A 24,793-nucleotide genomic window follows, 5' to 3' on the forward strand; every position below is an offset into this window, starting at 1 on the left:
TCGCGTGCATTCATGCGCGCCTATGGTGCGGAGTCTTGACAGAAAAAGTTCGATAGTGCGTGAATGTGTTTCGAGGTGGTTACTCCCCGATGTCACATCCACCGCTAAGGAGTTCTGTCATGAGCGTTTCCCCCGGCCGCTGGCGGCCGGCGGCCGCGATCCTAGGTGCGGCCCTTCTCTTCACCAGCGCCTGCGCCAAGTCCGAGGACGACGGCACGACCGCGGGCAACACGCCCGCGTCGGCCGGTGCCCAGGTCGCGCAATCGGCTGATCCCGGCGCCGCGACCTGCACACTCGAACAGTTCGGCGGCACCAAGTTCGACCTCAAGACCGCGAAGGTCGGCTTCTCGCAGTCGGAGAAGGAGGCGAACCCGTTCCGCATCGCCGAGACCGACTCCATCGAGGACGAGGCGGCCAAGCAGGGCATCACGAACCTCACCACAACGAACGCGAACTCCCAGTTCAACAAGCAGATCAGCGACGTCGAGCAGATGATCGACTCCGGCGTTCAGCTGCTGGTGATCGCGCCGCTCAACTCCGACGGCTGGGACTCCGTCTTCGCCAAGGCCTCGGCCAAGAAGGTCCCGATCATCACGATCGACCGCAAGATCAACGCAACTCCCTGCAAGGACTACCTGACCTTCATCGGGTCGGACTTCGCCGAGCAGGGCAAACGTGCGGCCGACGAGATGGCCAAGGCGATGGGCAACAAGGGCAAGGTCGCGATCCTGCTGGGGGCGCCCGGAAACAACGTGACAACGCTGCGGACCAGTGGCTTCAAGGACCAGATCGCCAAGGTCGCGCCGGACATCCAGGTCGTCTTCGAACAGACGGGCAACTTCGCGCGCGAGGAAGGGCAGAAAGTCACCGAGCAGCTACTCCAGTCCAATCCGGACATCAACGGGATCTACGGCGAGAACGACGAGATGGCCCTCGGCGCCATCACCGCCCTGAAGGGCGCGGGCAAGAAGGCCGGCGACGTCAAGGTGGTGTCGATCGACGGCACCAAGGGCGCTGTGCAGGCCATCGTGGACGGCTGGGCCTCCGCGGTGATCGAGTCGAACCCGCGGTTCGGCCCGCTCGCGTTCGAGACGGCGACGAAGTTCCTGAACGGCGAGCCGGTCGGTCAGGACATCATCATCGAGGACCGGCAATACGGCACGGATAACGCCAAGACGGACATCAGTAGCGCGTACTGAGCGGGCACCCCGGGCGGCGCGCCTAGGAACGCGCCGCCCGGGCCTGTTTCCCAAAAGGCTTTACATCGAAGTTCATCTATTGCTGACTGTGTGCGTTCACGTCAGTATGTGTGCATCCCCGCACGGCTCACTCTTAGAAGGAGAGAGAACGTGAACGCACATCCCCGAAGACTGCTGGCCATCGCCGCGGCGGCGTTGACGGCCACCGCCGGCACGCTGGTCGCCACCACCGGACCCGCCGCCGCGTTCGTTCCCAAGACGCCGCCGATGACCACCCCGTGGACCGGCCAGGTCAGCACGACCAATCCCCTCCCCGAATACCCCCGTCCCCAGCTCACCCGCGCCGACTGGCAGAGCCTGAACGGCATCTGGCAGTTCACGGGCGCCTCGAACATCAACACCCCGCCGACCGGGCAGACCCTGGGCGAGGAGATCCTCGTGCCGTACCCGATCGAGAGCGCGCTCTCGGGGATCATGCGGCGGCAGGACTTCTCGTACTACCGGCGCACGTTCACAATTCCGGCCGGTTGGTCGGGCCGCAATGTGCAGCTCAACTTCGGCGCCGTCGACTGGCAGTCGAAGGTCTGGGTGAACGGCACGCTGCTCGGCACGCACGAGGGCGGCTACGACAAGTTCTCGTACGACATCACCAGCGCGCTGCGCGCCGGCAGCAACGAGATCATCGTCGGCGTCTGGGACCCGACCGACAGCCAGGACATCCCCGTCGGCAAGCAGCGGATCAACCGGGGCGGCATCTTCTACACGCCGTCCTCGGGCATCTGGCAGACGGTCTGGCTGGAACCGACCAACCCGGCTCGGATCACCCGGCTCGACACCACCCCCAACGTGTCGGCGGGCGGCCTCGATCTCATCGTGCAGGCGGCCAACGCAGGCGGCCAGGCGGTCACCGCGCAGGTTCTCTCCGGCGGAACGGTCGTCGGCTCGGCCACCGGCACGGTCGGCTCGTCCTTCCGCATCCCGGTCCCGAACGCCCGCCTCTGGACCCCCGACGACCCCTTCCTGTACGACCTGCGAGTCACGCTGGGCAGCGGTGATGCCGTCGGCGGCTACTTCGGCATGCGCTCGCTCGGCAAGGCGATGCTCGGTGGGGTGCTGCGGCCGACGCTGAACGGCAAGTTCGTCTTCCAGCTCGGCACACTCGATCAGGGCTACTGGCCGGACGGCATCTCGACCGCGCCCACCGACGCGGCCCTGCGCTTCGATCTGGAACAGCAGAAGTCGCTCGGCTTCAACATGGTGCGCAAGCACATCAAGGTCGAGAACGACCGCTGGTTCTACCACGCCGACCGGCTCGGCCTGATGGTCTGGCAGGACATGCCCGCGCTGGCCAGCGGCCGTGAGCCGTCGACGGCAGGTCGCACCCGCTTCGAGAAGGAACTGAAGGAGATGGTCGACGAGCACAAGGGCATCACGTCGATCATGCAATGGGTGCCGTTCAACGAGGGCTGGGGTGAATATGACGCCGGCCGGATCGCGGACCTGGTCAAGAGCTGGGACCCGACCCGGATGGTCAACCACAACTCCGGCTCCAACTGCTGCGACTCCGACCCCGACCCGGGCAACGGCGATGTCATCGACGATCACCTGTACGTCGGCCCGGGCATCTCCCGGCCACCGACCGCGACCCGATTCGTGGTCAACGGCGAGTACGGCGGCCTGGGCCTGCGGACCAGCCGTGAGTGGCCGACGGCCGGCAAGTTCGCCTACGAGTGGCTGCCCGACTCAAACGCGCTGACCAGCCGTTACGTGCAGATCACGAGCCGGATGACCGACCTGATCAACGCCAACGGACTGTCCGGCTCCGTCTACACCGAACCGACCGACGTGGAGGAGGAGCTCAACGGCTTCTTCACCTACGACCGGCAGCAACAGAAGATGGACTTCGCCCGGGTCCGCGCGGTGCACCAGCAGGTGCTCGGTGCGGCCAACGGCAGCACCATCTCGACCGGCAAGCTGGTGTCGCTGCGGGTCACCACGCCCGGCTACACCAACCGCTACCTGCGGCACGCCGCCGGCGCCGCCCGCACCGACGTGGTCAGCACGAGCAGCTCCACCACCGACCGGCAGGACGCGACGTTCTGGGTGCGGCCCGGCCTGTCCAACGCGGCCTGCTACTCGTTCGAGTCGCGCAACTTCCCCGGCCAGTACCTGCGGCACCGCAACAACCGGGTCTACCGCGAGGCCAACAACGGCGGCACGTTCGCGGCGGACGCCACGTTCTGCGGCCGGGCCGGCCTCTCGGGTGGCGGCACCTCGCTCGAGTCGGCCAACCTACCGGGTTCCTACCTCCGGCACCGCGCCGAGGAGGTCTGGGTCGAGCAGAACAACGGCGGCTCCTTCGCCGACGACGCGACCTGGACGGTCGCCGCGCCGCTGTGGCGCAGCGGCGCCGACCTGACCGTGGGGCAGAACCGCTCGTTCCGGGTCACCACGGCCGGCTACGACACCCGCTACCTGCGACACCGGGACAGCCTGGCCCGGACCGACGTGATCACCACCGGTAGCCCGGCCGCCGACCGGCAGGACGCCACCTTCACGGTCCGCGCCGGCCTGGCCGACAACAGTTGCTACACGTTCGAATCGGTCAACTATCCCGGCCGGTACCTGCGGCACGCCGGCTACCGCCTGCAGACGGCGGCCAACGACGGAACGGCGACGTTCCAGCAGGACGCCACGTTCTGCGGCCGGCCCGGCCTGAACGGCGGGGCGGGCACCGTCTCGCTCGAATCGATCAACTACCCCGGCTACTACTGGCGGCACTACGCCGAGGCCGTCTACATCGCCACCAACGGCGGCGGCAACACGTGGGACGGCACCGGCAGCTACAACGCCGATGCCACCTGGAACAACGCTTCCCCACTGGGGTAGCGCGAGAGCAGCCGGGCCGGGTGGTGCCCTGATCACCCGGCCCGGCACCCGTACGGAGGAGAACTGAATGGCGTTGCTGGAAGTCAACGACGTCTCGAAGATATTTCCGGGCGTGCGCGCCCTCGACCAGGTCTCCTTCACGCTGCAACCGGGCGAGGTGCACGCGCTCGTCGGTGAGAACGGCGCCGGCAAGTCCACGCTGATCAAGGTGCTGACCGGGGTCTATCAGCCCGACGGGGGCGAGCTGAGCTATCGGGACGCGCCCGCGCAGTTCGGCACCCCGATGGACGCTCAGCAGGCCGGCATCTCGACCATCTATCAAGAGGTCAACCTCGTCCCGCTGATGAGCGTGGCGCAGAACCTCTTCCTCGGCCGCGAACCGCGCACCGGCCTCGGCCTCATCGACCGCAAGCGGATGGACCGCGAGGCCCGCGAGATCCTCACCGGCTACGGCGTCACCACGGACGTCCGGCGGCAGCTGGGCACCCTGGCCCTCGGCGCGCAGCAGATGGTCGCCCTGGCCCGGGCCGTGATGGTCGACGCCAAGGTCGTCATCATGGACGAGCCCACCTCGTCGCTCGAGCCGCGCGAGGTGCAGACCCTGTTCGGCGTCATCCGCGATCTGCACGCCCGCGGCATCGGCATCGTCTACGTCAGCCACCGCCTCGACGAGCTCTACCAGATCTGTGACACGGTGACGATCCTGCGCGACGGCAAGCTGGTGCACACCGGCAAGCTGGCCGACCTCGAGCGGATCAAGCTGGTCTCGCTCATGCTCGGGCGGGACATGGCCGAGGTACGCCGGGAGGGCGCGACCGCGTTCTCCGGTGCGGCCACCGGCGACACCGACGCCCCGCCCGTGCTGCGGGTGCGCAAGCTGAACAGCCGGCACAAGCTGCACGACGTGAGCTTCGACGTGCGGCCGGGCGAGGTCGTCGGCCTGGGCGGGCTGCTCGGCGCCGGGCGCAGCGAGACGATCAAGGCGATCGGCGGCGCGTACCACCTGGACAGCGGCGACATCCAGGTCGACGGCAAAGACCTGAAGAAGCCCACTCCCGTACGCGCGGTGGAATTCGGCATCGCGGTGCAGCCCGAGGACCGCAAGGCCGAGGGAATCGTCCCCGGTCTGTCGGTGCGCGAGAACATCGCCCTCGCCGTGCTCCCCCGCGTCTCCCGGTTCGGGTTCGTCTCGGACAGCAAGGTGAACGAGATCGTCGACCGGTACATCAAGCGCCTGCGCATCAAGGCGTCCAGCCCCGACCAGGCGGTCGGCGACCTGTCCGGCGGCAATCAGCAGAAGGTGCTGCTGGCCCGGCTGCTCGCCACCGATCCCAAGGTGCTGCTGCTCGACGAGCCGACCCGCGGCATCGACGTCGGCGCCAAGGCCGAGGTCCAGTCGCTGATCGACGAGCTGGCGGCCGAGGGGCTCGGCGTCGTGCTGGTCTCGTCGGACGCCGAGGAGCTGGTCGAGGGCTCGGGCCGGGTGGTGGTGCTGCGCGACGGCGTCGTGGTCGGCACCCTGACCGGCGACCAGGTGACCACCGAGGACCTGATGGCAACGATCGCGACGGAGGCCACCCGTGAGCACTGAGACGGTGGCCGCCCGGCCCCTCGTCGACGCAGCGAAGATCAAAGCCTGGCTGCCGAAGTACGGCGTCTACGCCGCCATCGTGCTGCTGGTCGTCTACAACATCTTCTTCACCCCGTACTTCGCGACCTGGAGCAACCTGCGCATCCAGCTGATCCAGGTGGCGCCGATCGTGATCGTGGCGCTCGGCATGGCGCTGGTGATCGGCACCGAGGGCATCGACCTCTCGGTCGGCTCGGTCATGGCCTTGGCGGCCGCCTTCATCCCGCTCTATCTCGGGTACGGCGTGGTGGCCGCGATCCTGGTCGCGCTGCTCGCCGGGGTCGCGGTCGGCCTGATCAACGGGATCCTGGTGGCCAGGGTCGGCCTGCAACCGATCGTCGCCACGCTGGCCTTGTTCGTCGGCGGCCGCGGTCTCGCCGTGGTCATCAGCGAGGGCAAGCTCGTCGACATCCGCAACCAGGACTTCCTCTACCTGGGCGCGGGCGACCTGCTCGGCATCCCGGTGCTGGTCTGGATCGCGGCGCTGCTGGTGCTGGTCGTGGGGTTCGTCGTCCGCCGCACGGTCTTCGGCCGGCGGCTGCTCGCGATCGGCGGCAACCGGCCCGCCGCCGAGCTGGCCGGCCTGCCGGTCAAGCGGGTGCTGATCACCGTGTACGTGGTGTGCGCTGTGCTCGCCTCGATCGCCGGCCTGCTCTCGGTGGCCCGCATCCAGTCCAGCGACGCGTCCTCGGTGGGGCTGCTCATCGAGTTGTCGGCGATCACCGCCGTGGTGGTCGGCGGCACGCCGCTCACCGGCGGCAAGGTGCGGGTCCTGGGCACGGTGGCCGGCGCCCTGCTCATGCAGCTGGTCATCGCCACGATGATCAAGCACAACCTGCAGCCCTCGACGACCGAGATGGTGCAGGCCGTGATCATCCTGATCGCGGTCTACGTGGCCCGAGAGAGGAAGACCCGATGACCATGGGACTCGCATCGGAGCCTTCGGCAATTGTGGTGGAGGACGTCCGCAAGGCGGAGCGCACCGACCGGGTCGTCGGCACGATCCAGCGGCAGGGCGCGCTCGCCGTCCTGATCGTCGTGGTGCTGATCGCGCTGGCCACCTTCCCCAACTTCCGCAGCCTCGACAACGCGGCCACCATCCTGGTCGCGGCCGCGCCGCCGATGCTCATCGCCCTCGGCATGACCTTTGTGATCATCACGGGCGGCATCGACCTGTCAGTCGGGTCGCTCTACGTGCTCGGGGGCGTGCTCGCCGCCTGGGCGTCGCAGTACGGCATTCTGGCCGCATTCCTGCTGCCCCTGGCCGTGTGCGGGGCGATCGGCGTGGCGAACGGGCTCCTCATCGCGTACACCCGGATGGCGCCCTTCATCGTGACCCTGGCCGCGCTTCTGGGCGCCCGGGGCCTCATGCGGGCGATCAGCTCGGAGGGCTCCGACACCTATCTGGTGCAGAACGACGCCTTCCGCAAGCTCGGCAACGGCTCGTTCCTCGACATCGGCTACCAGGTGTGGCTGGTCGCGGCGCTGGTCGTGATCGGCATGGTGGTGCTGGCCCGCAGCCGGTTCGGCTCGTCGGTCTATGCGGTGGGCGGCAGCGAGGACGCGGCCAGCCTGATGGGTGTGCCGGTACGCCGCACCAAGGTCTGGGTCTACGTGCTCTCGGGTCTGCTGGCCGGCCTGGCCGGTGCGATCAACGCGGCCAAGCTCGGCTCGGGCGTGACGGTGCTGGGCACAGGCATGGAGCTGGACGCGATCGCCGCCGTGGTCATCGGCGGGACGCTGCTGACCGGCGGGGCCGGCACGATCGCCGGGACGATCGCCGGTGTGCTGCTGCTGGGCGTGATCCAGAACCTGATCAACCAGGTCGGCAACGTCAACAGCAACTGGCAGCAGGTGATCAGCGGCACGTTCCTCGCCCTGGTCGTGGTGGCGCAGACCTATCTCGTACGGCTGAGACGCGTCACTTAATCAACCTCGGCGGTGCCCAGGACGTGGCCGTCGTGGTCCTGCACCTCGATCCGGCTGACGTTGCGCAGCTGGATCGAGCTGGCCCCGATCACCTTGGCGTTGCCGCTCGGCGTCGGCCCCCACACCATCGCCTGCTCCACCTGGCCCGACGACCCGCGCACCTGGCAGTGGAACGGACCGTCGCCGCTGAGCTTGCTGACGTCGAGCGACACCGAGACCCCCCACGTCTTCGGCGTCAGCACCGCCTGACCGGCGAGGCCACTGCCCTGGGCCGGCTGGAACTGCGCCGTCACCAGTTGAGGGCTCGGCAGCACCTGGGGCTGCCGGCTCTCGCGGCTGCCCCGCAGCACCCCGATGCCGATCGCCACCGCGACCAGCACCACGGCTGCGGCGGCCAGCCAGCGGACACCAGCCATGCGGCTCTGCCGGGAACGCTCGGCCCGCAGGCGGCGCAGCAGGCCCTCGATGTTCTCCGGGCTGGGCCGGGCCGACATGCTGACCGGCGCGGTCGCGACATCGTCGTCGGCCCGCTCAGCCTCGGGCAGGCGGCGCAGCAGCTCGGGCACGGCAGCGAGACGGTCGAGCTCGTCCCGGCAGCGGTCGCAGTCGCGCAGATGGGCGTCGAGCCGCTCGGTGTCCGCCTCGTCGAGGCCGCCGAGCAGGTAACCGCCGAGCAGGCGGTGCAGCTCATCGTGGTCGGTGCTCACCGCAGCACCCCCATCTCTTCGAACACTGTGCGTAAGGCCCGCACCGCGTAATAGGCGCGGGACTTGACCGTGCCCTCCGGAACCGAGAGCTGGCGGGCGGCGTCAGCCACGCTCTGGCCCTCGTAGTACATGGCCCGGACCACTGCCTGGTGGTCGGCCGACAGCCGCTCGATCGCCTCGGCCACCAGCCAGCCCTCGACCATCCGGTCGACGTTGTCGGCCGACGGCATCGCGTTGACCGCGGCCTCGTCGGCGACCAGGTGCGGGCGGCGCTGCTCGGCCCGCCACGCGTTGGTGACCACGTTGCGGGCGATGGTCAGCAGGTAGGAGCGGGTGCGGCCGGGATCGGGGTCGAGGTGGTCGATGTGCTTCCAGGCGCGTAGCAGGGTCTCCTGCACGAGGTCTTCCGCCCGGTGCCGGTCGTGCACGTAGCGCAGAATGAAGCTGAGCAGCACCGCGTAGTGCTCGGTGTAGAGCGCGGTCATCAGCTCCTCGTCGGGGCTCACCCGTCGCCTCATCCGCGCCCGCCTTCTCGACCTTCGCTCCGCCACCACGTTGTACACCGTGACGGTGAACTCGGTTCGACCGGGCTTTTGCCGACGTGGCGTACACCGAAAGAACGATGCCCGGTCCCCCTCGCCGGGACCGGGCATCGCGTCACATGTCGGACGTCACGGTTTGTCTTTGCAGAAGGTTCCGGGCTTGGCCGGCCCGCCGTAGCGGAACGACCGCTTCGAGGGCACGGCCGGTTCGACCGATTCATCGAGGATGGGCTTCACCTTGTAGAACGGGATCACGTCCTCGCCGACCCGCAGCCCGGTCGGGAAGCTGCGCATGTAGAGATCGACGGCCGGGCCGTCGACGAAGCCGACGCTCGAGAACCGGGCCGAAGTGTCTTTCTCGGGACCCGTGCCGTTGCCCATCGCGGTGCCACAGGGCTGCTCGCGGCTGGCGGCCACCTCGCCGAAGACCTGCAGGTAACCGGAGCGGTTGAACTCCACGCCCCTCTCGGTCCAGTTCGTCTCGGGGAAGTAGCCGATCCACTCGGTGTCGTAGGCGACCCACCAGGCGTCCTTGAAGTACTGGATGCCGAACTTCTTGGTGATGCCGTAGGTAAGGGTCGCGCCCGGCTTCACGGTCGGGCTCACCTGCACGAAGCCGCATTTGTTGTAACAGGTCGGCTCGCCGTTGACCCAGTGGAAGACGAACAGGTGCGGGTCGTCGTCGCCGTTGACCAGGCGGTCGACCGTCCAGCCGATCTCGACGATCTGCTTGCCATCGGCCGACTGGAGCGCGACCTCGGCCAGCGAGTGGTAGTCGGTCTTGTCGAGGTCGGGCTTGCCGATGGTGACGTTGGCGAAGAGACCCGAGGTGTCGGCGGCCTGCGAGCCGACGTTGTACAGGTAGCTGACGTCGTTTGCGGCGGCCTTCACACCGAGGGGCTTCGGCGGCACGGCGTCGGTCCGCTCGGTGCGGATCACGCCGGCTCGGCCGCCGCTGCGGCCCTTCGGCCCGTACCGGGCCCGCGGCACCAGCGAGCCGGTCGCGTCGGGTGCGGCGGCGGAGAGACCCTCGGCCCGCAGCGTCTTACTGGTGACGCCGTCGCGGCCCTTCTTGATCCGCTTGGGACGATCGCCCCACGGCAGGACGGGCGGCGGCGGCAGCACCTGATCCGCGCCCGCCACTACGGCGTCGGCGTCGGCGTCGGGCGAGTCGTCGGCAACCCCCGCAGCCGCGCTCGCCTCGGGTGGGGTAGCGATCTGGTCGGCCCCTGCGCTCACGGTGGATACCACACCGATGGCGCCGACCACGGCAACCGCTAGGCCGGCGGCTAGGAGACCGCGGCGTGACTTCAACACGTGTCCGTCCTCGTTGATCGGGGGGTCGGAGGAGGGTGCGAGGCTGCCTCCGGCACCGGTTCTCGGCGGCGACGTCACCATATAGCTTTCTCGATTGCCGAGGCCCTGCTCAGCTTGATTTCCGCCTTAACGGTTGAGGCGGTGAGCCGATCCGGTGATACATCGGCGCATTTCCCTGACAGAGCGTGTCGGCATGACTCCGGAGAGCCTGATTCGTGCTTTGTTGAGAAAGAGGCTAACTCCGGTGAGCTTCTTTCAGCTCCCGCGAGTCGCGCCGCCCGCACGGTCCGCCCCGAAGGCACAGAACCCCTTGTCCCGGCAGGGTTCCGTGCCGTCCGGCCGGCTTCCAGGGAGCCGAACTGCCAACTCTCGGCAGCCGTCACTGTGCGCAATGGAATGTCTCGCAATCTGTCCGGATATATCCGGATCGTTAATTGCCGATCTTGATTCGTCCGGCTCGGAACGTTTCGGGCATGCCTGCTATCGGCGACTCGATCAAATGATCGGTAATGAGTAAGACCGGCATTCGGCCCGGCCGGCCCGCCGCACCGGTCGCTCTCAGACTGTGGACGGCGTTTGACGGAGGCGTCCCAGCCGCGCCAGCATGTTGACCATGCAGCGGAAGGGCATCCCTCTCATCGCCGACCTGGCGATCGATCTGGCGCGGTGCGCCAGCGCCTGCTGTCCCAGCTGACCAGCGCTTTCCGCGTCGTGGCCGACACCACGCGATCCTGATCGGCTGACTTCCCGCCATCCTGGCCGCCCGGGCGGTAGTGTGGCCCTAAACCTATAGGACTGATAGGCAATGTATAAAAAGCGAGGAGCTCCCGTGACTGTCGTCGACGCCCGTCCCGACCATCTCGCCGTCGCCGCCCGTTTCGCCATCGCCCCCGAGCAGTGGCCGGTCGCCCCGCGGTTCAATCCGGTCGACCGGTGGTACCACCGGCTGCACGTCGCCGACGACCACGAGGTCTGGCTGCTGACCTGGCTGCCCGGTCAGGGCACCGAATGGCACGACCACGGCGGCTCGGCGGGCGCGTTCCACGTCTTCGGCGGCACCCTCACCGAGGACACGGTGGCGGTGGCCGACGGCCACCCGCCCCGCGTCACCTCCCGTGAACTGGGCGAGGGGGCAGGCCGCCGGTTCGGCCGCCACCACGTCCACCGCATGACCAACCGCTCGCGCCGGCCCGCGGTCAGCGTCCATGTCTACGGCCCCGCCCTGACCACGATGACCAAGTACCGCCTCGGCGCCGGGAGCCTCGAAGTGCTCGCGGTGGAACGGGCCGGCGCCCAGTGGTGACCGCAGCTCCGGCCGGCTCCCTGAGCATCGACCAGATCCTCGCCAACGCGCGGACCCGCCTGACCCGGGTCGGCCCGCTGCAGACGGCGGCCGCGCTGGGCCGCGGCGCGGTCCTGGTCGACATCCGCCCGGCCGCCCAGCGGGCCCAGTTCGGCGAGATCCCGGGCGCCGTGGTGATCGAGCGCAACGTGCTCGAGTGGCGGCTCGACCCGCGCAGCGACGCCCGGCTGCCCTTCGCCGACAGCTACGACCTCGAGGTCATCGTCACCTGCCAGGAGGGCTACACCAGCAGCCTGGCCGCGGCTGCCCTGCAGGATCTGGGGCTGCACCGGGCCACCGACCTGGACGGTGGTTTCGCCGCCTGGCGCGACGCCGGCCTGGCGACGATCCCGGGTGGCTCCTAGGGTCCCCGTCTGTTCTCCCAGAGATCACCGCGAGATAAGTCGATGTACCCGGTAGTTGATCGCACCGTCCAGTGTTGATACTGGGACCATGGACGGCGAGATCGATCCGGGTAGACGGCTGCCGGTGCCGGTCACCGTGCTCGGTCCGCTGCACCTGCTGGCGCAGCGCGTGCACCGCCTGGCCAACACCGGTCACGGCCACGAGGCGCTGGCGGCGGCCGATGCCTATCTGGCCATCGCGCACGCCGTCGGCGACGACCGCACCGTCCTGTTCCTCGTGCAGGGGCAGATGTACGCCAACCTCTATATGGGACGCCTGATCGAGGCGGCCGACCTGGGCGAGCGGCTGCTGCGGTTGCACCAGGCGGCCGGCTCGACGCTCGGCGAGGCCAAGTGCCTCTGCGACCTGGCCCAGGTCGACGTCCTTCGTGGACGCTACTTCGTCGCCATGCGGAATCTGGCCCGGGCGGCCGTGCTGCTCGACCTGCCCTACACCGACTTCGGCCGGCGCATCTCGGCCCTGTGCTCGTTCGCCGAGGCGGCGACGGCGGCCGAGATGTACGAGATCGCCGCCGCCACCTACGAGAAACTCAGCATCACCCACGCGAACTTCAGCCTCGTGCACGCGGCGACCCTGCTCCACTGGGGTCTGCGGCTCAGCCACGTCGGCCGGCACGACGAGGGTGCGACCCGGCTGCGGCGCAGCGCCGAGATCACCCGCCGTCAGGTCGAGCAGCGCCCCGACGACATGGTGGCGGCCGCCATGCTCGCCCTCGCGCTGGCCAAGCTGGGCGACGTGGTTCCGGCCGAGAAACTGGCCCGGGAGGCGGTGATGCCGCTGCGCCAGTCGGAGAATTTCCGGTACGCCCGGATGGCGCACCTGGCCCTCGGCATCAGCCTGCGCGCGCAGGGAGCGCTGGCCGAGGCACGCACCGAGTTCGTGGCCGCCCGCGAGTTGTGCGCGTTCGGCCCCCGCCCCGACGAGAAGCCGGTGATCCGCTTCGAGATGGCGCTGACCGCGCTGGCCATCGAGGACGGCCAGGCCGGGCGGGACCTGTTCGAGGCGGTCGAGGGCCAGACCCGCGAGTTGTGGCGACTGCGCATGCAGCGACTCGCCATGCTGCGCCAGGCCCGCCAACGTGAGGAGTCCGAGGCGGCCCTCGAGCGGGCGGAACGCGAGGTGCTGCGCGACCCGCTCACCGGCCTGGACAACCGCCGCCGCTTCGACCTGCTGATGGACCGCATCGACCGGGGGCTGGCGGCGACCCCGATGGTGCTGCTGATCGTCGACGTCGACCATTTCAAGGCGATCAACGACGCGTACTCGCACGCCACCGGCGACCGCGCGCTGCGCGAGGTGGCCCGGATCCTGCGCGCGCACTGCCGCACCGAGGACGTGCCGGTCCGGTACGCCGGCGACGAGTTCACCGTCTTCCTCCAGGGTGACCTGGCCGTCGGGCGCGAGGTGGCCGAGCGCATCCGCGCCGCCGTCGCCCGCACCGACATCGTTCCCGGCGTCCGCCTCACCGTGAGCGTCGGCCTGGCCGTCCTGGGCGAGGGCATGTCCGGCGAGACCCTGTTCCGCGAGGCCGACGACCGCCTCTACGCGGCCAAGTGGAGTGGCCGCAACACCATCTCGTCCTGACTCAGTTCGGCTTCACGACCCCCGAGCGGCCGCTGTAGAGGCTGCGCGAGTTGTCGAGGCCGCGCGGGGTGCCCGGGGCGTCGAGCCAGACGATGTACGGCGCCCCCGGCTTCAGCCCGCTGATGGTGGCGCTGCCGGTGCACCCATCGCCGGTGGTCACCGTCTGCCACTTCGGCTCCGGCTGGGCCCCGCTGACGATCTCCTGCGGTACGGCGGCCACCCGGTAGACCTTGCCGTAGCGGGCGGGCCACTGCACCTTCAGCGAGCCCGCGCCCGGCGTCACGGTCATCGGGATGAGAACCTGTTCGACGTCCTCGTTCCAGGCGATCGCGCAGGCCGAGCTGGTGGGCAGGAACGAGACCGGCGGCAGTGCGGGCGGGAACGTGCCGCTGCGCCGGGTCACCGCACTGGGTGTCGCCCGGCCCGGCACGACGTTCACCCAGGCCTCACCCGGCGGGACCGTCGGGCTCGCGCTCGCCGACGGGCTCGAGCCGCTGCCACAGGCCCCCAGCAGGAACGGCAGCACCGCGAGCACGGAAACTCGGCGCATCTCTCCCCCTCCCCCTTCCGTTCGGCGCGGAGGGGCCGGGGCTTAGGGCCGGCCCCGCCCCGGGTCGTCCCCTGTATGTCCGGAGGGCGGGCCGGTCGTTCCCTTTATGTCCGGGGGCGGGACGGTCGTTCCCTTTGTGTCCGGGGGCGGGACGGTCGTTCCCTTTGTGTCCGAGGGCGGGACGGTCGTCCCCCGCACGACGAGGCGCGGCGGGATCACCACCTCGCGGTGGGCGATCTGTGCGCCGTCGATCCGTTCGACCGCGCGGGCCACGGCCAGCGTCGCCATGGTCCCGATGTCCTGGGCGACCGTGGTCAGGTCGATATGCGCGAGCCGGCTGAAGCTGCTGTCGTCGTAGCCCACGACGCTGATGTCGCCGGGAACCGAGAGCCCGTGGCGCCGCAGCACGTCGAGCAGGCCGGTGGCGCTGAGGTCGTTGAAGACGGTCACCGCGGTCGGCGGCTCGTCGAGCAGTTCCCGGGCCGCCCGCGCGCCGTCCTCCTCGCCGAAACCGCCGTTCACCACCCTTTCGTACGCCTGAAGTCCGTGCCGTCGCATGGCGTCGCGGTAGCCCTGGCGACGTTCCGCCGACGACAACCACCGTCCGCCGTCGACGTGAGCGATGTTCCGGTGCCCGAGCGCGACGAGGTGGTCGACGGCGAGGTGCAGCCCACGCCCGTCGTCGGTGCGCACCACGTCGACCTGGCGCTGCCGCACGGCACGCATCATGGCTACGACCGGCAGCCGTCCGGCGAGGGTGGCCAGTTCGGCCGTGGGGATCTGGGGCCCCAGCAGCACGAGGGCGGCACACCTGTCCTGCAGAAGGCTCGCGATCGCCGTACGCTCGTCGCGTCTGGGGGTGACGGCGCTGAGCGTCAGCTCGTACCCGATCTTCTCGGCCGCGTCGTAGAGGCCGGTCAGCAGGTCGTCGTGGAAGGGGTGCATCACCCCGAAGACCACTCCGAGCAACCGGCTCTGCCCGCTGCGCAGCAGCCGGGCCCGGCTGTCGGGCTGGTAGTCGAGCCGCCGCGCCACCTCGAGCACCCGCTCCCGGGTGGCCGCGCTGGCCCCCGGCGCGTCCCGCATCACGATCGACACCAGCGCCACCGAGACGCCGGCCGCCGCCGCCACGTCGGCGAGGGTCACCCGCCGCTCACCGCTCACCGCTCACCGCCTGGTCGCCGCGCACGCGCTCGCCGCCCTGGCCGCCACTCATGCGCCTGCCGCCCGGTTGCCGCTCATGACCGGAGAATTTACCTGTGATCACTAGAACGTTCTAACCCCGACACGACTAGAACGTTCTAGAGTCGGATCCGTGGAGAATCTCACCGCCGGCCGCCGCTGGGCGGCACTGCTCGCCCTCGCTCTGGGCGGTTTCGGCCTCGGCCTCACCGAGTTCGTGGCCATGGGCCTGCTGCCCGACCTGGCACGGGATCTGCTGCCCGAGGCATACGCCCGCTCGGCGCCCGACGCCGTCGCCACGGCCGGCTGGATGATCACGATCTACGCGCTGGGCGTGGTCGTCGGCGCCCCCACCATCGCGGCCCTGACCGCCCGCCTGCCCCGCCGGCGCCTGGTGCTGGTGCTGCTCTCGCTCTTCGTTATCGGCACCGTCGCCTCGGCCCTCGCCCCGACGTTCGCGCTGGTGCTGGCCGGCCGCTTCGTGGCCGCGCTGGCCCACGGCGCCTACTTCGGCGCGGCCGGCCTGCTGGCCGCGACGATGCTCGGCTCCGGCAGTCAGGGCAAGGGCTTCGCGATCGTGCTGGGCGGCCTGACCGCCGCCAACGTCTTCGGCGTCCCTCTGATCACGGCCCTGGGCCAGGCCGCGGGCTGGCGCATCGCCTACCTCGCGGTCGCCGCCGTCTTCGCCTTCACGCTGCTGTTCGTGTTGTTCACAGTGCCCGAGGTGGCCGCTGCCCCGGGCGGCTCGCCCCGTTCCGAGCTGGCCGCCTTCAAGTCCCCGCACGTCTGGCTGGCCGCGGCGGTGGCCGCGATCGGCTTCGGCGGCTTCTTCGCCGTCAACAGCTACATCGCCCCCGTCACGACGCACGTCACCGGGCTGTCCGAGTCGTACGTGCCGTGGGTCCTGGCCGTCATGGGCATCGGCATGACCGCCGGCAATGCGCTGGGCGGGTTCGCGGCCGACCACAACCTGCGGCGCAGCGTCCTGCTCGGCTTCGTCGCCATGATCGCCACCATCATGCTGTTCGGCCTGGTGGCGTACCACCCGGTCGGCCTCTTCGCCGGTGCCTTCCTGGTCGGCGTGGCCGCCCTCTTCATCGGCCCCGCCCTGCAGGCACGCCTGATCGCCGTAGCACCCACCGCCCAGCTCATGGGCGCCGCCGTCAACCAGTCCGCGTCGAACGTCGCCAACAGCGCCGGAGCAGCCCTGGGCGGTGTCGTCATCGCGGCCGGCTGGGGTTATCTCTCCTCGGTCTGGATCGGTGTCGCCCTGGCCGCCGCCGGCCTGGCCCTGGCCGTCCTGAGCTTCCGCCTCGATCCCGGCCCCAGCCCGGCCGAGGTCACGCGTCACCCGGAGCCCGCGGCAGCCTGACCACCGCACAGATCAGCCGGGGCCACGCGTCACCCGGAGCCCGCGGCGGCTTGACCACCCGCAGGTCAGACGGCTCGGCCGAGGCGGTAGCCGGCCATCTCGAGCACCTCGTGACCCACGGCCACGGGCGTCCGCAGGCCGGAATCATCGCTGAGGGTCAAAATGCGACCGGCGAGGTCGTACGTGCCCTGAGGGCGACGCTTGCGCCCCGCCACCTTCCCCGCGTACGTTCCGTCCGTCCTGATGTCGAGACGAACCGTGCCGTCCGCGCTGAGCCAGATACCGACCGGCGCCGAGACCGCGACCCTGGCGGTCTTCCGCCCCGAGGCGCCGGGTTGCTCGGCCGCCTGCCCACCCATGGCAATCGCGGACAGGGCGGCAGCGTCCAGAACGGCGGTGTCCACGTGCTGGTGCATGATGGCTCCGAGGGCAGGGGGCATGGAGCCCTCACCTTCGGCAGCCCCAGGGCCGTCTCGCAGCAACCGGCCGGTGCAACCGGGTTGCGTCCGTCGGGCAGCTCGGCACGTGGCCGGGCGTCAGTTCGCCGTGCTGCGCAGGGCGGCCGTCACCGCCGCCATGAGCTTCTCGAGGTAGGCGCCGTCGGGCTTGGTGCGCGAGACGGCCAGACGCCAGTACAGTGGCCCGAGGATCAGGTCGACCGCCAGGTCCGGATCGGTGCCTTCGGGCAGCTCTCCGCGGGTCACGGCCGAGCCGACCAGCTTTTCGCCGACGGCCTGTTGGTGGGTGCGCAGCGCCTTCTGCAGGGTCTCGGCGATCTGCGGGTTGCGGGCCGCCTCGGCCATCAGGTCGGGAATGATCTGGGACGCGATCCGGTGTTGCAGGGCACGGCTCACGATCATCATGATCAGTTGGAGGTCGCCGGCAAAGCTACCGGTGTCGGGGAGCGGCACGCTGCGGCCGGCCACGTCCGACACGATCTCGAGCACCATCTCGAGCTTGTTGCTCCAACGCCGGTAGATCGCCGTTTTGCCGACGCCGGCCCGGCGGGCCACGGCCTCGATGGAGAGCCGGCCGTAACCCACTTCGGCCAGCTCGTGCATCACGGCGTCGCGGATGGCGACAGTGATGTCGCTCCGCAGCACGGCCGCCCCGGCAGGTGCTCGCTTTCCAGTCGCCACGCGGTCACTATACGCCAGGACGTAACGGTTGCGTTCCGCCGTTTGGTCGGATAGCCTCTCCGGACGTCGATACGAAGCCGTTCCGTCGGCGACGACTTGACATGCTGCTTAAGTGTTCTCGCCTAAGGAACCAGGGCCCGGTACCCCTCACGGGCCGACGAGATCGGAGCACCACCCCATGGCTCAGACGGCGGTTGCCGATTCCGACACCGGGCCATCGCTCACCGAGCTGGCCCGCAGTCACGGCCTGACGAAGGCGGGGCGCCTGCCTCGCCTGCCGGAATACACCCGGCAGCTGTGGTCGTACCGTCACTTCATAGCCGCCTTCGCCAACGCGAAGGTGAGCGCTTCGCTGGGCAGCACCAAGCTGGGCGTGGTCTGGCAGCTCCTCACGCCGCTGATCAACGCCGGTGTCTACTACCTGATCTTCGGCGTCCTGATCAACACCAAGCAGAACGTCGACAACTTCATCGCGTACCTCTGCGCCGGTGTTTTCATCTTCGGCTTCACCCAGTCGGTGGTTCAGGCCGGCTCGCAGTCGATCACCGCCAACATCGCGATGATCCGGGCGCTGCACTTCCCGCGGGCCAGCCTGCCCATCGCGGTCAGCCTGGTCGAGGTGCGCAACATGATCGCCTCGATGATCGTGCTGGTCGCGATCGTGCTGCTCACCGGCGAGCCGGTCACGTTCCAGTGGCTGCTGCTGATCCCCGCCCTGGCGCTCCAGACGATCTTCAACACCGGCCTGGCGCTGTTCGTGTCCCGCCTGATCTCCAAGGTCACCGACATCCGCCAGCTCATCCCCTACATCCTGCGCATCTGGATGTACGGCTCGGCCGTGCTCTACCCGGTCACGTTCTTCGCCGAGCGGATCGACGGCTGGCAGCTCGCGCTGGTCGAGTCCAACCCGATGCTGATCTACATCGAGCTCGTCCGGCACGCGCTGATGGAAAACGTCGAGCTCGCCACGTCGGCGCCGCTGCTGTGGCTGCAGGCCGCGATCTGGACAGTGCTTGTCGGATTCGGCGGTTACGTCTACTTCTGGCGCGGAGAGAAGGGTTACGGCCGTGGCTGACCAGCGGCAACCAACCGTCATCGCGGACAACGCGAACATCGTCTACCGCATCTACGGCTCGGTGGCGCCGGGCGCGAACAGCCCGCTGGCCAGCCTCAAGCGGATCATGACGGGCAAGAAGAGCGCGGCCGTGCGCGAGGTGCACGCGGTCAAGGGCGTCAGCTTCGTGGCCTACAAGGGCGAGGCGATCGGCCTGATCGGCACCAACGGCTCCGGCAAGTCGACGCTGCTGCGGGCGATCGCCGGGCTGCTGCCGGTGGAGCGCGGCGGCGGCATCTACGCGGCCGGCCAGCCGTCCCTCCTGGGGGTGAACGCGGCACTGATGAACGACCTGTCCGGCGAGCGCAACGTCGAGCTGGGCTGTCTGGCCATGGGCATGTCGCCGGCCGAGGTCAAGGAGCAGGCGCCCGGCATCATCGAGTTCTCCGGCATCAACGACCGGGGCGACTTCAGCTCGCTGCCGATGAAGACGTACTCGTCCGGCATGGCGGCCCGGCTGCGGTTCTCGATCGCGGCGGCCAAGAAGCACGACGTGCTGCTGATCGACGAGGCCCTGGCCACCGGTGACGCCAAGTTTCGCAAGCGCAGCGAGCAACGGGTCCGCGACCTGCGCAAGGAGGCCGGCACGGTCTTCCTGGTGAGCCACAGCGAGCAGTCGATCCGCGACACGTGCGAGCGCTCCATCTGGCTGGAATCCGGCGTCATCCGGGCCGACGGCCCGACCGACGCCGTGCTGAAGGAGTACGAGACCTACGTCAACAAGTAAGTAGGTCGCTGAGCCTGCTGGCTCCGCTGCGCTCCGCGGGCGATCGCCTCTTCAGCTGGTGAGATGGGGCGCGGTTTTCCGCCATCCGCAAACCCGGCGGCTGTGGAAAACCGAGCCCCATCTCACCAGCGGCGCTCGCACTCCCAGCAGTTACCGCACCGAGAGGTGCACGTGGTTCGTGTGGTCGCTGGAAGGGTCTCCGTTTCCTCGGGAGTACGACTTCCAGCCACTGCTCGGCAGCCAGATGCGTTTGAACCAGATGACGTAGAGCACGCCCAGCCGGCTCGAGTTGCTGATGAAGTAGTTGGCCAGCCGGGTGCCGTACGTCTTGTCACCGCCCGACGCGACCCCGCCGAAGCCGTTCTTCTCGGCCGCGAAGTCGCACGCCTGGCCCTTGGGGTGCTCGCCGCTGTTCTGCTCACGGAAGCACGCCACGTAGCGGGTGAATCCGTCGGCCTGAGCCTGCTTGAGCGCGTGCAGCGTGCGCGGCGTCAGGCAGCCGCTGGTGGTGGGGTCTTTCTGGGTGCAGCCCTCTTCGGACAGCGAACCGTCCCGGTTGCGCGGGGCCGGGCTGGCCTTGTTGCTCGAACTGGCCTGGCTGTCCGACGGCTCGTCGGCGTCCTCACCGGCATTGGCGGCCTTCAGCGCGTTCTCCGCCTGCACCTTGCGCTTGGCCATGAGGTTGACCTGCTTCTGCTGGTTGCGCACCTCGGCGTCGATGGCCAGCTTGGCCCGCTGCTGCGCGTCCCGGTTGGCCTTGAGATCGGCCACGACGGCGTTCTCCTTGACCGCCACGGTCTCGAGCGTCTCGGCCCGATCGAGGAAGCTGCCGGACGAGTTCGCCGTGAGCAGCGCGGTCATCGGCCCGAGGCGGCCGGTGCGGTACGACTGCTGGACGATCTCGTCGATCGCGGCCTGGCGCGGGCCGAGTTCGGCGTCGAGCTGCTTGACCTTCGCGGCCAGCTGGGTCTGCCGCTTGCGGGAGTTGGCCAGCGCCTCCTGGGCCTCGAGGAAGCCCTTGGAGGCGGCCTGGAGCTGCTGGATCAGGGACTTGGGAGCGCCCTCGCCGTCGTCGCCGTTGTCGCCGGGGGCCGCGCCGGCCGGACCGGCCACCGCGACCGCGAGGCCGGAGATCGCGATGAGCAACGCCAATGACGATGCCAATCTTCGCCGGACAGTCTTGTGCCGCACACCTGTTCCTTCCGTCGGCCGCCGACCGAGTTAGCTGACGGGCTCGGGACGGAAGTGATCCCTACCGCTTGCGCGGATTCACCCCGGAAAGATTGGTTCCCCGGCTCGCCGTGAAGGCGATTAGGCGGCGGCCCTCTGGGGGTGAGAGCCGCCACCGACCATACCCAACTCATCGAACGATCGACAGTTATCGCACGCAGGGCAATTCGACCACGACCAACAGTCACGGGAATTACGGAATGTGTTTGAACGACTACGAAATAGCCATTCCGCAGCGCTGAAGCGAAGCGAACTCTCGGGTAAACTAGCCGCCGGTTCTGCCACCGAGGCACCGCCCCCGAGGTGCCGGCAGGCCACCGCCCAATCGCCGCGAGGCGAGCCGGGGAACCAGGTCAGTGGGGTGTATCCGCGCAAGCGGTAGGGATCGCTTCCGTCCCGAACCCGTCAGCTAACCCGGTCGGCGGTTTACCGGAAGGAACTGCATTGACCGTACGACCCCGCCGGTGGCTGATGCTTGCCCTGGCGCCGATCGTGGCCCTGTCTTTCCTGGCCGCACCCGCCTCCCCGGCGAGCGCCGAGCCTGATGGCTCCTCGGCCGCGCCCGACGAGGCGGGCGGCTCAGTCGGCAAGAACGTCACTCTGGACGACGTCATCGAGTCCTCGAACCGCAAGTTCGTCGCCGCCAAGGCCGCGGTGGCGAGGTCGACGACGGCGCAGAAGCGGCTGGCCGCCGAGATCAAGGTGGCCCAGGGCCGGCGCCTCGCCCTGTTGCCCGAGGTCAACGCAATCGCCGCGCAGCAGTACCGCACCGGCCACCTCGGCACGGCCGGCTTCCTGCTGGGCAGCCAGGGCTCGAGCGACTTCCTGCAGAAGGCCGTCTCGCTCGAAGAGATCAACACGATTCAGGACCGCAAGCTGGCCGAGCTCAACAAGGCGATCGACCAGGTCAACTCGAAGAAGGCCGCGCTCGACGCCGAGGTCAAGAAGCAGCAGAACAGCCTGGTTGTGATGCGCAAGCAGAAGGAGGCCGCGGACAAGGCCCTCGCCCTGGTCGGCGGTGAAAGCCTGACCCAGGGCGTCGTGCTCGCCGAGTCACCGACCGCGGCGCCGGCGCCGCGCGACTCGAACGGCGGCTTCCCGAGCCTGCCCTGCAACGTCGACGACCCGACGACCGGCGGCTGCATCACCGCGCGCACGCTGCACATGTTGAAGGAAACGCAGAAGGCCGGCTTCGACCGATTCGTGGGCTGCCATCGCAACGGCGGGCCGTTCGAACACCCGAAGGGCCGGGCCTGCGACTGGTCGTTGCAGGATCGGGGCTTCGCGGTCGCGCACAACGCGGACATGAAGACCTACGGCAACAACCTGATGGCATTCCTCGTGCGTAATGCCGACCGCCTCGGCATCTATTACGTCATCTGGTACAAGCAGATCTGGTTCCCGACCAGGGGCTGGAGCTCCTACAGCGGACCGAGCGCGCACACCGACCACGTGCACGTGTCGATGCTCTGATAACGAGTAGGCGAGAAGCCTCGAGTACGCGAAAAAGGGGCCCCGGAGAAATCCGGGGCCCCTTTTGCTGTCCGTTTACGAGGTGGCGCGCCGAACCGGAGCACGCCCCGCCGGCTGGACCGGCGCCGGGCCGACCGGGTGCGCCGGCGGAATGGGCACCGTCACCGGCTTGACCTGGGTGACCTCGACGTCCTTGCCGTGGTGCTGGAGCACCAGGCGAGCCGACCCGCCGCCGTTGCGCAGCGAGTACGTGGCGTCCTCCGCGGTGACGTTCACCCGCAGCCGCAGCCCACGCCAGAGCAGCGAGAACTCCAGGTTGTTGATCCGGCTGGGCAGGCGCGGCGCGAACGACAGCTGACCGTTGAAGTCGCGCATGCCGCCCAGACCGGCCACCAGCGAGATCCAGGTGCCGGCCAGCGACGCGATGTGCAGGCCGTCCCGCGAGTTCTGGTGCAGGTCGTGCAGGTCCATCAGGGCGGCCTCGCCCAGATAGTCGTGGGCCAGCTCGAGGTGGCCCACCTCGGCTGCCATCACGGCCTGGACGCAGGCCGACAGCGACGAGTCGCGCACCGTACGGGCGTCGTAGTAGGCGAAGTTGCGGGCCTTCTCCTCCGGGGTGAAGGCATCACCGCGGATGTACATCGCCATGACCAGGTCGGCCTGCTTGACCACCTGCTTGCGGTACAGGTCGAAGTACGGGTAGTTGAGCAGCAGCGGGTACGCCTCGGGCGGGGTGTTCTCGAAGTCCCACTCCTGCAGCCGCGTGAAGCCCTCGGACTGCTGGTGGACGCCCAGCTCCTTGTCGAACGGGATGTGCACCGAGGCCGCCGCGTCCCGCCAGCTCGCCGTCTCCTCGTCGTCCACGCCCAGCTTGCGGGCGAGGTCGGGGTGCCGCTTGGCCGCGTCGGCCGCAGCCAGCATGTTCTGCTGCGCCAGCAGGTTGGTGTAGATGTTGTCGTCGACCACGGCCGTGTACTCGTCCGGGCCGGTGACGCCGTCGATGTGGAAGCGGCCGTGCCGGTCGTGGTGCCCCAGTGAGCGCCACAGCCGGGCGGTTTCGATCAGCAGCTCGAGGCCGACCTCACGCTCGAAGTCGTAGTCGCCGGTGGCCTGCACGTAGCGGCGGACCGCGTCGGCGATGTCGGCGCCGATGTGGAAGCCCGCCGTGCCGGCCGGCCAGTAGGCCGAGCACTCCTGCCCGCGGATCGTGCGCCACGGGAAGGCCGCGCCCTGCAGTCCGAGCGTCTGAGCCCGCTCCCGGGCCAGGTCGAGCGTCGAGTGGCGCCAGCGCAGCACGTCGGCCGCCGCGGACGGCTGGGTGTACGTGAGGGCGGGCAGCACGAAGGTCTCGGCGTCCCAGAACGTGTGCCCGTCGTAGCCGGGCCCGGAGAGGCCCTTGGAGCCGATCGGCCGCTGCTCGGCCCGGGCGCCGGCCTGGAGCGTGTGGAACAGACCGAAGCGGACCGCCTGCTGCACCTCGGGGTCGCCCTCGACCTTGACGTCGGAGTGGTCCCAGAAGGCGTCCAGGTAGTCGCGCTGAGCCTCGACCAGGCCCTCCCAGCCGTCCAGCCGGGCGCTGGCGAGTGCCGCGCCGACCTGGTCACGCACGGCCGGCAGCGAGCGGTGGCTGGACCAGCCGTACGCGGCCAGCTTGACCACCCGCAGCTTCTGCCCCGGCTCGAGCTTGCAGGCGACGGTCGTGCGCAGCCAGTCGGGGTGGCCCTCGGTGGTCACCGCGTGCTTGCCGGGCGTCTCGACCAGGTGCTCCATGGCGGCCGCCATGCGCAGGTCGCTCGCCTTGGTGCGGTGCACCAGCAGACCGCCGGTGCGCTGCTCCAGCATCTCCTCGGCCTGCAGCGGGTGGTCGAGCACGGCGGCGACCCGCGGGTCCTTGCTCATCGGCGGGAGCTGCTCGTTGGCCACCAGCTCGGACTGCAGGATGAGCCGGGACGGGCCGTCGAGCGGCTCCACCTCGTACAGGAAGGCCACCACGGCACGCTGGGTGAAGGAGACCATCCGTACGGTGCGGACCCGGATCGCCTGTCCGGAAGGAGACACCCATTCCACGGTGCGCTCGAGGGTTCCGGCCCGCAGGTCGAGCACGCGCTCGTGCGACCGCAGCTCGCCGTAGCGCACGTCGAACGGCTCGTCGTCGACCAGCAGCCGCATGAGCTTGGCGTTGGTGACGTTGACCATCGTCTGGCCGGACTCGGGGAAGCCGTAGCCGGCCTCCGCGTACGGCAGCGGGCGGAGCTCGTAGAACGAGTTCAGGTACGTGCCGGGCAAGCCGTGCGGCTCACCCTCGTCCAGGTTCCCGCGTATCCCGATGTGACCGTTGGCCAGTGCGAACACCGACTCGGACTGGGCCAGCAGGTCCAGGTCGAGTCTCGTCTCCCGGATGTGCCAGGGATCGACGGGATAAGCCCGTTCACGGATCACGG

The 24,793-nt window shown here is 69.3% G+C and carries 21 protein-coding genes and 2 riboswitches; of the genes, 12 read left to right on the plus strand and 9 right to left on the minus strand.

What is annotated here, in order from left to right; all coding sequences use genetic code 11:
• Positions 1-119: 119 nt before the first annotated feature.
• From KXC43_RS30790 to KXC43_RS30810, 5 genes are all read left to right on the plus strand, one after another.
• Positions 120-1,199, plus strand: a complete 1,080-nt coding sequence (locus tag KXC43_RS30790; RefSeq protein WP_221379695.1) for an ABC transporter substrate-binding protein — start codon at positions 120-122, stop codon at positions 1,197-1,199.
• Between the two features lie 150 nt (positions 1,200-1,349).
• The gene (locus tag KXC43_RS30795) at positions 1,350-4,088 is read left to right on the plus strand and encodes an AbfB domain-containing protein (RefSeq protein WP_221379696.1); all 2,739 of its coding nucleotides are present in this window, start codon (positions 1,350-1,352) and stop codon (positions 4,086-4,088) included.
• A 67-nt stretch (positions 4,089-4,155) separates the two neighbouring features.
• Entirely contained in the window at positions 4,156-5,679 is a 1,524-nt protein-coding gene (locus KXC43_RS30800) for a sugar ABC transporter ATP-binding protein (protein WP_221379697.1), read from the plus strand.
• Positions 5,669-6,637, plus strand: a complete 969-nt coding sequence (locus KXC43_RS30805) for an ABC transporter permease (RefSeq protein WP_221379698.1) — start codon at positions 5,669-5,671, stop codon at positions 6,635-6,637. The genes KXC43_RS30800 and KXC43_RS30805 overlap by 11 nt, the downstream gene beginning before the upstream one ends.
• On the plus strand, positions 6,634-7,647 hold the full coding sequence (locus KXC43_RS30810; protein ID WP_255645116.1) for an ABC transporter permease: 1,014 nt from the start codon (positions 6,634-6,636) through the stop codon (positions 7,645-7,647). The genes KXC43_RS30805 and KXC43_RS30810 overlap by 4 nt, the downstream gene beginning before the upstream one ends.
• On the opposite strand, the gene KXC43_RS30815 is transcribed toward KXC43_RS30810, so the two are convergent.
• From KXC43_RS30815 to KXC43_RS30825, 3 genes are all read right to left on the minus strand, one after another.
• Positions 7,644-8,354 carry an anti-sigma factor family protein gene (locus KXC43_RS30815; protein WP_221379699.1) on the minus strand — a complete coding sequence of 237 codons (711 nt, stop codon included), beginning with the start codon at positions 8,352-8,354 and terminating at the stop codon, positions 7,644-7,646. The two genes, KXC43_RS30810 and KXC43_RS30815, sit on opposite strands and share 4 nt — an antisense overlap.
• The gene (locus KXC43_RS30820) at positions 8,351-8,872 is read right to left on the minus strand and encodes a sigma-70 family RNA polymerase sigma factor (RefSeq protein WP_221379700.1); all 522 of its coding nucleotides are present in this window, start codon (positions 8,870-8,872) and stop codon (positions 8,351-8,353) included. Before KXC43_RS30820 ends, KXC43_RS30815 begins: the two co-directional genes overlap by 4 nt.
• A gap of 153 nt (positions 8,873-9,025) precedes the next feature.
• On the minus strand, positions 9,026-10,135 hold the full coding sequence (locus tag KXC43_RS30825; RefSeq protein WP_308129332.1) for a neprosin family prolyl endopeptidase: 1,110 nt from the start codon (positions 10,133-10,135) through the stop codon (positions 9,026-9,028).
• 907 nt (positions 10,136-11,042) lie between these two features.
• Between KXC43_RS30825 and KXC43_RS30830 the strand changes: the two genes are divergently transcribed.
• The 3 genes from KXC43_RS30830 (at position 11,043) to KXC43_RS30840 (ending at position 13,565) form a co-directional block, all read left to right on the plus strand.
• Entirely contained in the window at positions 11,043-11,516 is a 474-nt protein-coding gene (locus KXC43_RS30830) for a cysteine dioxygenase (RefSeq protein WP_308129333.1), read from the plus strand.
• Positions 11,513-11,920 (plus strand): rhodanese-like domain-containing protein, encoded by a 408-nt coding sequence (locus KXC43_RS30835; RefSeq protein ID WP_438870923.1) that lies wholly within the window; start codon positions 11,513-11,515, stop codon positions 11,918-11,920. The genes KXC43_RS30830 and KXC43_RS30835 overlap by 4 nt, the downstream gene beginning before the upstream one ends.
• 88 nt (positions 11,921-12,008) lie before the next feature.
• A complete protein-coding gene (locus tag KXC43_RS30840; protein ID WP_221379704.1) occupies positions 12,009-13,565 on the plus strand; it encodes a GGDEF domain-containing protein in 1,557 nt (518 codons plus the stop codon).
• A gap of 1 nt (position 13,566) precedes the next feature.
• On the opposite strand, the gene KXC43_RS30845 is transcribed toward KXC43_RS30840, so the two are convergent.
• Entirely contained in the window at positions 13,567-14,115 is a 549-nt protein-coding gene (locus tag KXC43_RS30845; protein ID WP_221379705.1) for a hypothetical protein, read from the minus strand.
• 42 nt (positions 14,116-14,157) lie between these two features.
• Positions 14,158-15,279, minus strand: a complete 1,122-nt coding sequence (locus KXC43_RS30850; RefSeq protein WP_221379706.1) for a LacI family DNA-binding transcriptional regulator — start codon at positions 15,277-15,279, stop codon at positions 14,158-14,160.
• 151 nt (positions 15,280-15,430) lie between these two features.
• On the opposite strand from KXC43_RS30850, the gene KXC43_RS30855 reads away from it, so the two are divergent.
• Complete coding sequence (locus KXC43_RS30855; protein WP_221379707.1) at positions 15,431-16,669, plus strand: MFS transporter; 1,239 nt, start codon at positions 15,431-15,433, stop codon at positions 16,667-16,669.
• A 65-nt stretch (positions 16,670-16,734) separates the two neighbouring features.
• Here the strand turns inward: KXC43_RS30855 and KXC43_RS30860 are convergent, their stop codons facing one another.
• Together KXC43_RS30860 and KXC43_RS30865 are read right to left on the minus strand one after the other, a co-directional pair.
• On the minus strand, positions 16,735-17,109 hold the full coding sequence (locus KXC43_RS30860; protein WP_255645117.1) for an Atu4866 domain-containing protein: 375 nt from the start codon (positions 17,107-17,109) through the stop codon (positions 16,735-16,737).
• Positions 17,110-17,205: 96 nt separating this feature from the next.
• Positions 17,206-17,808, minus strand: a complete 603-nt coding sequence (locus KXC43_RS30865; protein ID WP_308129334.1) for a TetR/AcrR family transcriptional regulator — start codon at positions 17,806-17,808, stop codon at positions 17,206-17,208.
• Between the two features lie 178 nt (positions 17,809-17,986).
• Here KXC43_RS30865 and KXC43_RS30870 point away from each other — a divergent pair, with 178 nt between their 5' ends.
• Positions 17,987-18,883: an ABC transporter permease gene (locus KXC43_RS30870; RefSeq protein ID WP_221379708.1), complete on the plus strand. Its 897-nt coding sequence runs from the start codon at positions 17,987-17,989 to the stop codon at positions 18,881-18,883.
• On the plus strand, positions 18,876-19,649 hold the full coding sequence (locus tag KXC43_RS30875; protein WP_221379709.1) for an ABC transporter ATP-binding protein: 774 nt from the start codon (positions 18,876-18,878) through the stop codon (positions 19,647-19,649). The genes KXC43_RS30870 and KXC43_RS30875 overlap by 8 nt, the downstream gene beginning before the upstream one ends.
• Positions 19,650-19,799: 150 nt before the next feature.
• On the opposite strand, the gene KXC43_RS30880 is transcribed toward KXC43_RS30875, so the two are convergent.
• Positions 19,800-20,840 (minus strand): VldE C-terminal domain-containing protein, encoded by a 1,041-nt coding sequence (locus KXC43_RS30880; RefSeq protein WP_221379710.1) that lies wholly within the window; start codon positions 20,838-20,840, stop codon positions 19,800-19,802.
• A gap of 3 nt (positions 20,841-20,843) precedes the next feature.
• A riboswitch (cyclic di-AMP (ydaO/yuaA leader) is annotated at positions 20,844-20,977 on the minus strand.
• Between the two features lie 210 nt (positions 20,978-21,187).
• Positions 21,188-21,320, plus strand: a riboswitch (cyclic di-AMP (ydaO/yuaA leader).
• A gap of 3 nt (positions 21,321-21,323) precedes the next feature.
• Between KXC43_RS30880 and KXC43_RS30885 the strand changes: the two genes are divergently transcribed.
• Positions 21,324-22,352, plus strand: a complete 1,029-nt coding sequence (locus tag KXC43_RS30885) for a coiled-coil domain-containing protein (RefSeq protein WP_221379711.1) — start codon at positions 21,324-21,326, stop codon at positions 22,350-22,352.
• 75 nt (positions 22,353-22,427) lie between these two features.
• Here the strand turns inward: KXC43_RS30885 and KXC43_RS30890 are convergent, their stop codons facing one another.
• Positions 22,428-24,791, minus strand: a complete 2,364-nt coding sequence (locus tag KXC43_RS30890) for a glycoside hydrolase family 65 protein (RefSeq protein ID WP_221379712.1) — start codon at positions 24,789-24,791, stop codon at positions 22,428-22,430.
• Between the last annotated feature and the right edge of the window lie 2 nt (positions 24,792-24,793).

This window comes from Paractinoplanes polyasparticus (assembly GCF_019710575.1).
Classification (GTDB): domain Bacteria; phylum Actinomycetota; class Actinomycetes; order Mycobacteriales; family Micromonosporaceae; genus Actinoplanes; species Actinoplanes polyasparticus.

What these genes read in the sequence shown, in the direction of transcription:
- KXC43_RS30790 (WP_221379695.1), top strand. Translation starts at nt 120, where the DNA reads ATGAGCGTTTCCCCCGGCCGCTGGCGGCCGGCGGCCGCGATCCTAGGT.
- KXC43_RS30810 (WP_255645116.1), top strand. Translation starts at nt 6,634, where the DNA reads ATGACCATGGGACTCGCATCGGAGCCTTCGGCAATTGTGGTGGAGGAC.
- KXC43_RS30840 (WP_221379704.1), top strand. Translation starts at nt 12,009, where the DNA reads ATGGACGGCGAGATCGATCCGGGTAGACGGCTGCCGGTGCCGGTCACC.
- KXC43_RS30800 (WP_221379697.1), top strand. Translation starts at nt 4,156, where the DNA reads ATGGCGTTGCTGGAAGTCAACGACGTCTCGAAGATATTTCCGGGCGTG.
- KXC43_RS30860 (WP_255645117.1), bottom strand. Translation starts at nt 17,109, where the DNA reads ATGCCCCCTGCCCTCGGAGCCATCATGCACCAGCACGTGGACACCGCC.
- KXC43_RS30870 (WP_221379708.1), top strand. Translation starts at nt 17,987, where the DNA reads ATGGCTCAGACGGCGGTTGCCGATTCCGACACCGGGCCATCGCTCACC.
- KXC43_RS30845 (WP_221379705.1), bottom strand. Translation starts at nt 14,115, where the DNA reads ATGCGCCGAGTTTCCGTGCTCGCGGTGCTGCCGTTCCTGCTGGGGGCC.
- KXC43_RS30820 (WP_221379700.1), bottom strand. Translation starts at nt 8,872, where the DNA reads ATGAGGCGACGGGTGAGCCCCGACGAGGAGCTGATGACCGCGCTCTAC.